Source organism: Streptomyces sp. NPDC096152 (assembly GCF_044763235.1).
Taxonomy (GTDB): domain Bacteria; phylum Actinomycetota; class Actinomycetes; order Streptomycetales; family Streptomycetaceae; genus Streptomyces.
The window spans coordinates 548,964-560,352 of the sequence record NZ_JBIWFW010000007.1 but is presented as its reverse complement, the minus strand read 5'-3'; the positions used below and the strand labels follow the sequence as shown (position 1 = coordinate 560,352).

Genomic DNA, 11,389 nt, shown 5'->3' with positions numbered 1-11,389 from the left:
CACGCTGTTGAGTTCTCAAGGAACGGACGCTTCCTTTGTACTCACCCTCTCGGGCTTTCCTCCGGGCGCTTCCCTTCGGTCTTGCGTTTCCGACTTTATCAGATCTTTCCGACCCGATTTCCTCGGTGCTTTCCAGATTCCCGCTTCCGCGTTTCTCTTTCCGGCGGTTCCGACTTTATCAGAAGTTTCGCGCCGGTTTGACCGGCCATCGTTTCCGATTTATCGGGAGGTGCTTCTCGGAAATCTTCGTTCCCGGAAGTCGTATAGATGCTCACTGGCCGCCCATCTGGACTCAAGCCCAGCTCCAGGCAACTGTTCGAATCTACCTCCCCACCCGCTCCGTGTCAACGGCTCCGGTGGGGCGAAGAGGAGACTAGCAGCTCAGCAGGTGTGCACGCACATCAGGCGGCCGTCGGCACCGTGGCGCTTCGTTCCGCCGCCTCCACGTCACCCGTTTCGCCGCCCCGGGCCGCGCGGCCGCCGAGGACATAGACGTACGCGAGGAACAGCAGCTCCGCGGCGACGCCGATGCCTATGCGGGCCCAGGTGGGCAGGCCGGACGGAGTGACGAAGCCTTCGATCGCGCCGGACACGAAGAGGACCAGCGCGAGGCCGATCGCCATTCCCACCGCGGCCCTGCCCTCCTCGGCCAGCGCCGTGCGGCGGGGGCGCGGGCCCGGGTCGACCAGGGTCCAGCCGAGGCGCAGTCCCGTACCGGCGGCGACGAAGACGGCGGTGAGTTCGAGCAGGCCGTGCGGAAGGATCAGGCCCACGAAGGTGTCGAGCCGGCCGGCCGAGGACATGAGCCCGATGCCGACCGCGAGGTTCAGCATGTTCTCGAAGAGGATCCACAGCACCGGGAGCAGGAAGACGCCCAGCACCAGGCACATGGCGGCCGCCTGGGCGTTGTTCGTCCAGACCTGGGCGGCGAAGGCGGCCGCGGGGTGGCTCGAGTAGTAGGTCTCGTACTCACCGCCGGGGCGGGTCAGGTTGCGCAGCTCTCCGGGGGCGCCGATGGTGCTCTGCACCTCGGGGTGCGCGGCGATCCACCACCCCAGGAGGACGGCGACGACCGTGGACACCAGGGCGGTGGGGACCCACCAGTGGCGTGCCCGGTAGACGGCGGCCGGGAATCCGTGCAGCAGGAAGCGGGTCACGTCGCGCCAGGAGGCGCGGCGGGTGCCCGTCACGGCGCTGCGCGCGCGGGCCACGAGCTGGCTGAGCCGTCCGGTCAGCTGCGGGTCCGGTGCGCTGGACTGGATCAGGGAGAGGTGGGTGGCCGCGCGCTGGTACAGGGCGACGAGCTCGTCGGCCTCCGCGCCGGTGAGGCGGCGCCGGCGGCGGAGCAGGGCGTCGAGGCGGTCCCACTCGGCTCGGTGGGCGGAGACGAAGACGTCCAGGTCCATCGTGTCTGCCTGCTCCTCGGCTGGTTGTTCTACTGCTCGTCGGAAGTGTCAGCTTGTCTTACTGGGACGCGCACGGCCTCAGCTTGGCAGACTGACCGTCTTCGAGGTGGGTCAGGGGAAGGACGGCAGGCGTGAGTGAGCTGGTGACGGGCGAGGCGGTGGCGCTGGAGTTGCGCCCTGCGAGGCTGCCCAGCAGGGCGCTGGCCGTGTTGCTCGATCTCGCGGTGGCCATGGCGGTCTACATAGCCGTGACCGTGGCTCTGATGGCCGCGACGGCTTCGCTGGACGATGCGGCGCAGATCGCGGTGTCCATCGCGACCTTCCTGCTCGTACTGGTGGGCGGGCCCATCGCGGTGGAGACGCTCAGCCACGGGCGGTCGCTGGGGAAGATGGCGTGCGGGCTGCGCGTCGTGCGGGACGACGGCGGTCCGATCCGGTTCCGGCACGCGCTGGTGCGGGGTGCGATCGGCGTGGTGGAGATCCTGATGACCTTCGGGGTCATCGCCTGCATCGCCTCGCTCGTGTCGGCCCGGGGGCGCCGGCTCGGCGACGTGTTCGCGGGCACGCTGGTCGTACGGGAGCGGGTGCCGGCCGGCCATGCGGCTTCCGTGCCTCCGCCGCCGCCGTGGCTGGCCGGGCGTTTCTCGGGCCTCGACCTCTCGGCGGTTCCCGACGGGCTGTGGCTGGCGGTCCGGCAGTACCTGACGCGCATGCAGCAGCTGGATCCGCAGGTCGGCTGGAGCATGGCGCAGCGGCTCACCGCCGATCTCGCGGCCCGGACCGGGACTCCGGCGCCGCCCGAGGTTCCCCCGGCCATGTATCTGGCGGCGGTGCTGCAGGAGCGGCAGGCCCGCGAGGCGCGGCGCGTGTTCGGGCCCGGTGCGGCCGCGGGAGGGACCGCAGGTGGGAGTGGCGCGGCGGTCGTGGGCGACGGTGCGGCGGTCGGTACCGCTCCCGGCGTGGGCGGCTTCGCCCCGCCCTCGGCGAGTGGGCGCCCGGAGACGGGCGTGAGCGGTGCTTCCGGGGCGGGCGCACCCGGCGTCCCGCCTGTCGTCCCGTCCTCGGTTCCGCCTGTCGTGCCGCAGGAGGCGCAGCAGGACGCGCAGCAGGAGGCGTCGTCGGCGGAGCGGCCGGCCACCGGGTTCGTACCGCCGGCCTAGGACCGGTCAGGGGCCGAAGGCGGACGGCGGTGACTGGAGGTCCTCCAGTTCGACGCCGGGGGCGGCCAGCACCACGTCGCCGGCGAGGTGCACGGTGTGCCGCTCGCCGGTGTCCAGGTCTGTGACCTGGTATTCGTCCACGGTCAGGGGGCCGCTGTCAGTGGTGTGTGCTTCGCTCTTCACCAGCGCCCACGACTGGTCCACTGTGCGGGGGGCGAGGACCGGGTCGGTGAGGGCGACGAGGCGTACGCGGGTCGCGGGAGCGGAGGGGGTGAGGCGCAGAAGACGCGCGGTGGCGACGAGGAACGCGGGGGACGTGCCGGTGAAGGCGTGGGCGCGCACATTGCCTTCGGTGGCATGGGTTCCGGTGGGGTCGGTGCGGACCCAGGTGACGCCGTCGAGTGCGGCGCCGCGTACCTGCCAGTTCCCCGCGTGCAGTTCCAGCCGGAGGGGGCGGCCGAGTTCGTCGAGTGCGAGGTCGACGGAGCCGTGGTGGTCGCCGGTGGGAGTGGTGATCCGGGAGACGTAGCGCCAGCCGGAGGGGCCGGGGGCGCATTGGAAGTGCTCTTCGTAGAGGGGGGTGTGGTCGTGCGGGTCGTGGAGCGAATAGCGGCCGCGGGGCATGGGGGTCCTGGGTCGTGACGGGCGGGTCGGGTCGCCGCCGCGGGTCGGTCGGGTCGGTGTGAAGGCCGGGCCGGCGGGCGCGACGGTGGGTCCGGCCGAAAGGGGCAGGCCCCCGGCACGGGGGTGCGGGGGCCTGCCTCGGGGACCAGGGTGAGACGCGGGTGCGGCTCAGTAGCGGTAGTGGTCCGACTTGTACGGGCCGTCGACCTCCACGCCGATGTACGAGGCCTGCTCGGGGCGGAGCTTGGTCAGCTTCACGCCGAGCGCGTCCAGGTGGAGGCGGGCGACCTTCTCGTCGAGGTACTTGGGCAGCGTGTACACGCCGGTCGGGTACTCGTCGGGCTTGGTGAACAGCTCGATCTGGGCCAGGGTCTGGTCCGCGAAGGAGTTGGACATCACGAACGACGGGTGACCGGTGGCGTTGCCCAGGTTCAGCAGGCGGCCCTCGGACAGGACGATGATCACCTTGCCGTCGGGGAAGGTCCAGGTGTGGACCTGCGGCTTGACCTCGTCCTTGACGATGCCGGGGACCTTGGCGAGGCCGGCCATGTCGATCTCGTTGTCGAAGTGGCCGATGTTGCCCACGATGGCCTGGTGCTTCATCTTGGCCATGTCCGAGGCCATGATGATGTCCTTGTTGCCGGTCGTGGTGATGAAGATGTCGGCCTTGTCGACGACCTCGTCGAGGGTCGTGACCTGGTAGCCGTCCATGGCCGCCTGCAGCGCGCAGATCGGGTCGATCTCGGTGACGATCACGCGGGCGCCCTGGCCGCGCAGGGACTCCGCGCAGCCCTTGCCCACGTCGCCGTAGCCGCAGACGACGGCGGTCTTGCCGCCGATGAGGACGTCGGTGGCGCGGTTGATGCCGTCGACCAGGGAGTGGCGGCAGCCGTACTTGTTGTCGAACTTCGACTTGGTGACGGCGTCGTTGACGTTGATCGCCGGGAACAGGAGGACGCCGTCGCGCTGCATCTCGTACAGGCGGTGGACGCCGGTGGTGGTCTCCTCGGTGACGCCGCGGATCTCGGAGGACAGCTGGGTCCACTTCTGGGGGTTCTCCCCCAGGGTGCGGGTCAGCAGCTCGAGGATGACGCGGTGCTCGTCGGACTCGGCGGTGTCGACGGAGGGGACCTTGCCGTCCTTCTCGTACTCGACGCCCTTGTGGACGAGGAGGGTGGCGTCACCGCCGTCGTCCAGGATCATGTTCGGGCCACCGGTGGGGGTGTCCGGCCAGGTCAGAGCCTGCTCGGTGCACCACCAGTACTCCTCCAGGGTCTCGCCCTTCCAGGCGAAGACCGGGATGCCCTGCGGGTTCTCGGGCGTGCCGTCCGGGCCGACGGCGATGGCGGCGGCCGCGTGGTCCTGGGTGGAGAAGATGTTGCAGGAGGCCCAGCGGACCTGCGCGCCCAGGGACACCAGGGTCTCGATGAGGACGGCGGTCTGCACGGTCATGTGCAGGGATCCGGTGATCCGGGCGCCGCGCAGCGGCTGCCGCTCGGCGTACTCCTTGCGGATCGCCATCAGGCCCGGCATCTCGTGCTCGGCGAGCGTGATCTCCTTGCGGCCGAACTCGGCCAGGGACAGGTCGGCGACCTTGAAGTCCTGTCGGTTGTCGACAGTCGTCATTACGGGCTGCTCCTCGGGTTGGGGCGAGAGGTACGGCTGACCTGCGCGGCGGCGGACACAGGGGTGCCCGAAGAGGACACAGGCATGCCCGCGTACGCGCAGCGCAGTCCGTCGGAGGCCCTCTCTCCCTCGGCCGGTCCGCCACGGGACCGCCCGACCGCCATCAGCAGCGACGTCTGGCTTCGTCCCAAGCTACACCGCGACCCCCGGCACTCCCCAGTCCGTCTCCGGACAGATCGGGCCGATTCGCGGGACCCGGCGGGGCTGGGGGCGGGGCGGGAAGGGAGGTCCCAGGTGGGCCCGAGGGTGGACCCGAAGGGGTCTGGCCTGCGCTGGACCCGTGCGGAGCGGGGGCGGGCCGCCGCTAGCCTGTGCGCCGCGGATGTGCCGCATGGGGAGGGAGTGGTCATGGAGAAGGCGCGCAGACTCCGGGTGGCGGCGTGGGTGGTGGGACCTCTGGGGGTGCTGCTCCTGATCGCGTCCCTGGTGTGGTTGCGGACGGGTTACCTGCTGTCGGAGGTGCGCGGCGACAGCATGTCGCCCACGTACGGCGTCGGTGACCGGCTCGTCCTCGAGCGGATCGACGGCGCCGAGGTGCGGCGGGGCGACGTGGTGCTGTACACGGCGCCGGAGCGCTACCAGTCCGCGCCCGTGGTGCAGCGGGTGATCGGCGTGGGCGGCGACCGTGTCGTGTGCTGCTCGGGCCTGGGGACGGCCCAGGAGCGGATCCTCGTCAACGGCAGGGCGCTCGACGAGCCGTATGTGCGGGACGGCGTCGGGGACGGGACGCACCGGCCGTACGACGTGCGGGTGCCCGACGGGCGGGTGTTCCTGCTCGGCGACCATCGGTCGAACGCGCGGGACTCCCGTGCCTTCCCCGACGACCACGGCGGGACGGTGCCGCTCGGGGCGCTCCAGGGCCGGGTGACCGATCAGCGGATGGTGCCGGGGCTGCTCGGCGTGGTCGCGTTCCTCGGGCTGGTCCTCGCCGTGGTGGGGCCGGCGCTGGCGGTGGCGGCCAGGGCCGCGCGGCGGCGGCCCGCGGCGCTGACGTCGACGCTGTGGCCGGGGCACCTGTGACACCGGCGGCGTGAACGGGCGACGGGGCCCGCCGAGGATTTCGGCGGGCCCCGTCGAGGGGTGCGGACGGATCAGTGCCCGGCGGGGCTCGGTGCCGGGCCGCCGGGGGTGGCTTCGCGGTCCGGGCCCTTCGCGGCCTCGGTCTCGCTGTAGACGTCCGGCTCGAGGTAGATCACGCGGGCGATGGGGACGGCGGCGCGGATGCGGGCCTCGGCGGCGTCGATGGCGGTGGCGATCTCGGCGGCCGTGTCGTCGTGCCGCACGGCGATCTTGGCGGCGACCAGCAGTTCCTCGGGACCGAGGTGGAGGGTGCGCATGTGGATGATGCGGGTGACCGTGTCGCCGTCGACGGTGGCCTTCTCGATCTGCCGGACGACGTCGGCTCCGGCGGCCTCGCCCAGCAGCAGCGACTTGGTCTCGGCGGCCAGCACGAGGGCGATGAGGACCAGCAGGACACCGATGCAGACGGTGCCGATGCCGTCCCAGAGGCCGTCACCGGTGATCAGGGCCAGGCCGACGCCGCCGAGGGCGAGGACGAGACCGATCAGCGCGCCGAAGTCCTCCAGCAGGACCACCGGCAGCTCTGGCGCCTTGGCGCGGCGGATGAACTGCGCCCAGGAGAGCTTGCCGCGCAGCTCGTTGGACTCCTTGATGGCCGTGCGGAAGGAGAAGCCCTCGGCGATGATCGCGAAGACGAGGACGCCCACCGGCCAGTACCAGTGCTCCACCGCGTGCGGGTGCTTGATCTTCTCGTAGCCCTCGTAGATGGCGAACATGCCGCCGACGGAGAACAGCACGATGGAGACGAGGAAGGCGTAGATGTACCGCTCGCGGCCGTAGCCGAAGGGGTGCTGCGGGGTCGCCTCGCGCTGGGCGCGCTTGCCGCCGATCAGCAGCAGGAACTGGTTGCCGGAGTCGGCGAGCGAGTGGACGCCCTCGGCGAGCATCGACGACGAGCCGCTGAAGGCGAAGGCCACGAACTTCGATGCCGCGATCGCGAGATTGGCGCCGAGTGCCGCCACGATCGCTTTGGTGCCGCCTGACGCGCTCATGTGTTCGCGTTGTCCCTTCGCCGTCGTCCGTAGGCCCGCAGCCGGGTGTGTCCCGGGCGCCGCACGCGGGTGGCGTGTGCGCCCCAGGGGCTTTGCCCGTCCTTTGCCGGGGGGCCATTGTTGCAGCCCGGCGCGAATGGAGTACCCCGGGCCACCGGCCCCGTAGCCTCAGACGACGACCGTGGCCCGGAAGAGCGTGCCGGCGCCGGACACTTCGGCCTTTTCGCCCGCCGGTACGAACACGGAGCGGCCCGGGGCGAGCTCGTACTCGCCCGCGCGCACGCAGCCGGCCGTGCAGAGCAGGATCTGCGGGGTGCCGGCGGACAGGTCGCGGACTTCGCCGCCCTCGGGCAGCACGTACCGGGACAGGCGGAACTCGTCGATGGGGGTGTCGTAGACCTCCTCGCCGTCAGCGGCCGCCTCGGGGCGCAGGACGCCGGGGCCGCCGGACGCGAAGCGGACGACGCGCAGCAGTTCGGGGACGTCGACGTGCTTGGGGGTGAGGCCGCAGCGCAGGACGTTGTCGGAGTTGGCCATGATCTCGACGCCGAGGCCGCTCAGGTAGGCGTGCGGGATGCCCGCGCCGAGGAACAGGGCCTCCCCCGGCTGGAGCCGGACGTGGTGGAGCAGCATCGCCGCGAGGACGCCGGGGTCGCCGGGGTGGTGGCGGGCGATGTCGGCGTAGGGGGCGTACGCGCCGCCGAGGCGGGCGCAGGCGTCCGCGGCCTCGGCGACCGTGCCGGCGATCTCCTCGCGGTCGGCGGTGAGGAGGGCGGTGAGCACCTCGCGCAGCGCCGCGTCCTCGGGCTGGGCGCGCAGCAGGTCCACGTAGGGCTTGAGGGAGGCGACGCCGAGCCCTTCGAGCACGTCGGCGGCGCGTCGCGGGTCGCGGAAGCCGCACAGTCCGTCGAACTCGGTGAGGGCGCAGATCAGCTCGGGCTTGTGGTTGGCGTCCTTGTAGTTGCGGTGCGGGGCGTCGATGGGGACGCCGCGCCGCTCCTCGTCCGCGTGGCCGTCCCGCGCCTGCTTCAGGTCGGGGTGCACCTGGAGGGAGAGCGGGGCGCCGGCGGCGAGGATCTTGAGCAGGAAGGGCAGGCGCGGGCCGAACTTCGCGACGGCCGCGGCGCCCAGCTCCCGCTCCGGGTCGGCCTCGACGACCTCGACGAGCGTGCCGCGCCCGGTGCGCGAGGGGGCGCCCGGGTGGGTGCCCATCCACATCTCCGCCTGCGGCTCGCCGCTCGGCTCGACTCCGAGCAACCGCGGGATGGCGGTGGTGGAACCCCAGGCGTAGGGGCGGACGGTGTTGTCGAGGCGGTCCATGCGTTTCTTCCTGCCGGCTTCTCTTCGCGCCTTGCGGCGCGTCCTGTGGCGCGTCACTCGGTGGACGACGCGGAGCCGCCGTGGGTACGGCGGCCGGACACCCTGCGTACGGTCTTCGGACGGTCTCGGGGCGTCGACGTCCAGATCAGGCCCTCGAGGCGAGCGCGAGGTAAACGGCGGCGAAATCCGTGACGGCGATCAGTTCCGCGAGGCTCTCGATCTCGCCGCCGGACTCCGGTTCGAGCTCGCTGATCGGCGTGTCGTGAGTGAGGGCCAGTTCACGGGCGCTGGGCGCGGCGGTGAGACCGTCGAGCGGACGGTCGCGGAGCAGCACCACGCGCGCGTGCAGGGCGGGCGCCTCCTCCACGCGGTCGCGGAAGAAGTCGTCCGGGTCGGCGCTGGCGGCCAGCGGACCGGCGAGCAGGGCGCCGTGCTCGGCGAGCGCCTCGGGGAGTTCCGCGACGACCGCCGGGATGCCGGACAGTTCGGCGAGCGCGGCGGCGAAACGGCGGCCCGCGGCGCCGGCCGAGGTGCCCTCGGTCCAGATCAGGGGCAGCGCGTCGGTGAGTTCGGCGGCGAGTGTCTTGGCGGGGTTGCTGTAGGCGGCGATGGCGGGCCCGCAGCGCTCGGCGATGTGGTCCAGCCGGTCGGCGACCCGCTCGAGGGCGTCAGGCGGGGCGGCGAGCAGGCCGATGCGGTCCAGGAGCGCGAGCAGCGGGGTGAGCAGCGCCCACAGCACGCCGGGCGACGAGGCGGGGAAGGGCTCGTCCTGGTCGTAGGGGGCCGTGGCCATCGGTACGAACAGGCCGTGGGCGCCCGCGACGGCCTCGGCCAGCGGGGTGTGGGCGGGGGCGACGGCGGCGACCGCGCAGCCGCGGCGGTAGGCCTGCTCGGCGAGCAGGGACAGGCTCGGCTCGGTGCCGTCCGGGGTGGCGATCAGCAGCAGGTCGACGGAGCCTGCCCAGCCGGGAAGTTCCCAGCGCAGGGCGCCCGCGGCCGGGGCGACGCCGGTGGGGGCCAGCCGGGTCACGGGGCTGCCCGCGCCGGCCAGTGTGCCGAGGAGGTCGGCGGCCTGGGTGGCGGCGGCGCCCGGTCCGGCGATGAGCACGGCGCGGGGGCGGCCGTCGGGCTTGAGGTCCTTGACGCCTGCCTCGGCCGCGTGCCGGGCGGCGGTACGGACCCGGGCGCCCGCCTCGGCGGCGCCGCGGAGCAGTCCGCGGCGGTCGGCCTCGGCGAGTTGGTCCGGGTTGTCGAGCAGCGATTCGTCGAGCATGGGCGGCAGCCTCCGATCGCCGGGTCGGTTACGCGGGGCGGCGGGCCTCGTCGACGAGCAGGACGGGGATGCCGTCGCGGACCGGGTAGGCCAGGCCGCAGCCCTGGCCGGTGCAGATCAGCTCGGCGTCCTGCTCCTTGAGGGGGGCGTGGCAGGCCGGGCAGGCGAGGATCTCCAGGAGGCCGGCTTCGAGCGGCATGGGGGTTCCCTTCGGGGGCGGGCGTGCGGTGTGGGTGGTACGGGACGTGCCTGGTCAGGGTACCGCCGGTGCGAGGGGGTCGGGCCGGGGGCGGGGTGCCGGGCGTGGGGGTGGCGGCGGCCGCGTCCCGCGGGGTGGCTGCCGCCACCCGCGAGGCTGCCGACCGCCGCCGTGACGCCCGGGGGCGCGGCTCCGCCCCCGGGTCCTGGGTGGCGGTCGGGGGTTTCAGGCCCGGATGATCGCCAAGGCCTCGTCGCGCACCTTGGCCATGGTGGGTTCGTCGCGGGCCTCCGCGTTCAGGCGGAGCAGGGGCTCGGTGTTGGAGGGGCGGACGTTGAACCACCAGTCGGCGGCCGTGACCGTGAGGCCGTCGAGGTCGTCGAGGGTGACGTCCGGGCGGCCCTCGTAGGCCGTCCTGATCGCGGCGAGGCGGGCCGCCTGGTCGTCGACAGTGGAGTTGATCTCGCCGGAGCCGACGTAGCGGTCGTACTGCGCGACCAGCGCCGACAGGGGGCCGTCCTGGCCGCCCAGGGCCGCGAGGACGTGCAGCGCGGCCAGCATGCCGGTGTCGGCGTTCCAGAAGTCCTCGAAGTAGTAGTGCGCGGAGTGCTCGCCGCCGAAGATCGCGCCCGTCCGCGCCATCTCGGCCTTGATGAAGGAGTGGCCGACGCGGGTGCGCACCGGCGTGCCGCCGTTCTCCCGCACGACCTCCGGGACCGACCAGGAGGTGATCAGGTTGTGGATGATCATGCCCTGGCCGCCGTGCCGGGCCAGCTCGCGCGCGGCGACGAGCGCGGTGACCGCGGACGGGGAGACCGGCTCGCCGTGCTGGTCGACCACGAAGCAGCGGTCGGCGTCGCCGTCGAAGGCGAGGCCGAGGTCGGCGCCCTCCTCGCGGACCCGGCGCCGCAGGTCCACGAGGTTGGCCGGGTCGAGGGGGTTGGCCTCGTGGTTCGGGAAGGTGCCGTCCAGCTCGAAGTACATCGGCACCAGGTCGACGGGCAGGCCGGCGAGGACCGTCGGGACGGTGTGCCCGCCCATGCCGTTGCCCGCGTCGACGACGACCTTCAGGGGGCGGATGGAGCTCACGTCGACCAGGGAGCGCAGGTGTGCCGCGTACTCGTCCAGCGTGTCGCGCTGCGTGACCGTTCCCGGCCGGGCGACCGGTTCCGGGGCGCCGGACTCGCGCCACCGCTCGACCAGTTCGCGGATCTCGGCCAGTCCCGTGTCCTGGCCGACCGGTGCGGCACCCGCCCGGCACATCTTGATGCCGTTGTACCGGGCCGGGTTGTGCGAGGCCGTGAACATCGCGCCCGGCAGGTTCAGCGCGCCCGAGGCGAAGTACAGCTGGTCCGTCGAGCACAGGCCGATCTCGACGACGTCGACGCCGCGCAGCGCGGCGCCGCGCGCGAAGGCTCGGGACAGGCCGGGCGACGAGGGCCGCATGTCGTGCCCGGTCACGAGCGCGCTCGCGCCGGTCACCTCCGCGAAGGCCGCCCCGAAGAGTTCGGCCAGCGATTCGTCCCACTGGTCCGGGACCACTCCGCGTACGTCGTACGCCTTCACGATCTGCGACAGATCAGCAGCCACGGCCAACCCTTCTTGATGGTCCAATCGGTCCCCACAAACTACCCGTACCGGCCGGGGGA

General features: G+C 72.6%; 10 protein-coding genes. 2 read left to right on the top strand and 8 right to left on the bottom strand.

The window, feature by feature from the left end:
• Nucleotides 1–401: 401 nt before the first annotated feature.
• On the bottom strand, nucleotides 402–1,406 hold the full coding sequence (locus ACIQ9G_RS25850; RefSeq protein ID WP_403613767.1) for a stage II sporulation protein M: 1,005 nt from the start codon (nucleotides 1,404–1,406) through the stop codon (nucleotides 402–404).
• Nucleotides 1,407–1,537: 131 nt separating this feature from the next.
• Between ACIQ9G_RS25850 and ACIQ9G_RS25845 the strand changes: the two genes are divergently transcribed.
• Entirely contained in the window at nucleotides 1,538–2,566 is a 1,029-nt protein-coding gene (locus ACIQ9G_RS25845; protein ID WP_403613765.1) for an RDD family protein, read from the top strand.
• Between the two features lie 6 nt (nucleotides 2,567–2,572).
• Here the strand turns inward: ACIQ9G_RS25845 and ACIQ9G_RS25840 are convergent, their stop codons facing one another.
• Together ACIQ9G_RS25840 and ahcY are read right to left on the bottom strand one after the other, a co-directional pair.
• Nucleotides 2,573–3,190 (bottom strand): hypothetical protein, encoded by a 618-nt coding sequence (locus ACIQ9G_RS25840; RefSeq protein ID WP_403613763.1) that lies wholly within the window; start codon nucleotides 3,188–3,190, stop codon nucleotides 2,573–2,575.
• Nucleotides 3,191–3,358: 168 nt separating this feature from the next.
• Nucleotides 3,359–4,816, bottom strand: a complete 1,458-nt coding sequence (ahcY, locus tag ACIQ9G_RS25835) for an adenosylhomocysteinase (protein ID WP_403613760.1) — start codon at nucleotides 4,814–4,816, stop codon at nucleotides 3,359–3,361.
• Nucleotides 4,817–5,224: 408 nt separating this feature from the next.
• Here ahcY and lepB point away from each other — a divergent pair, with 408 nt between their 5' ends.
• A complete protein-coding gene (gene lepB / locus ACIQ9G_RS25830; RefSeq protein ID WP_403613758.1) occupies nucleotides 5,225–5,896 on the top strand; it encodes a signal peptidase I in 672 nt (223 codons plus the stop codon).
• A gap of 71 nt (nucleotides 5,897–5,967) precedes the next feature.
• On the opposite strand, the gene ACIQ9G_RS25825 is transcribed toward lepB, so the two are convergent.
• From ACIQ9G_RS25825 to ACIQ9G_RS25805, 5 genes are all read right to left on the bottom strand, one after another.
• Nucleotides 5,968–6,948: a cation diffusion facilitator family transporter gene (locus tag ACIQ9G_RS25825; protein WP_403613756.1), complete on the bottom strand. Its 981-nt coding sequence runs from the start codon at nucleotides 6,946–6,948 to the stop codon at nucleotides 5,968–5,970.
• A 168-nt stretch (nucleotides 6,949–7,116) separates the two neighbouring features.
• Nucleotides 7,117–8,268, bottom strand: a complete 1,152-nt coding sequence (manA, locus tag ACIQ9G_RS25820; protein ID WP_403613754.1) for a mannose-6-phosphate isomerase, class I — start codon at nucleotides 8,266–8,268, stop codon at nucleotides 7,117–7,119.
• A 145-nt stretch (nucleotides 8,269–8,413) separates the two neighbouring features.
• A complete protein-coding gene (locus ACIQ9G_RS25815) occupies nucleotides 8,414–9,541 on the bottom strand; it encodes an SIS domain-containing protein (protein WP_403613752.1) in 1,128 nt (375 codons plus the stop codon).
• A gap of 28 nt (nucleotides 9,542–9,569) precedes the next feature.
• Entirely contained in the window at nucleotides 9,570–9,740 is a 171-nt protein-coding gene (locus ACIQ9G_RS25810) for a Trm112 family protein (RefSeq protein WP_086725970.1), read from the bottom strand.
• 225 nt (nucleotides 9,741–9,965) lie between these two features.
• Nucleotides 9,966–11,330: a phosphomannomutase/phosphoglucomutase gene (locus ACIQ9G_RS25805; protein ID WP_403613748.1), complete on the bottom strand. Its 1,365-nt coding sequence runs from the start codon at nucleotides 11,328–11,330 to the stop codon at nucleotides 9,966–9,968.
• Nucleotides 11,331–11,389: the final 59 nt, after the last annotated feature.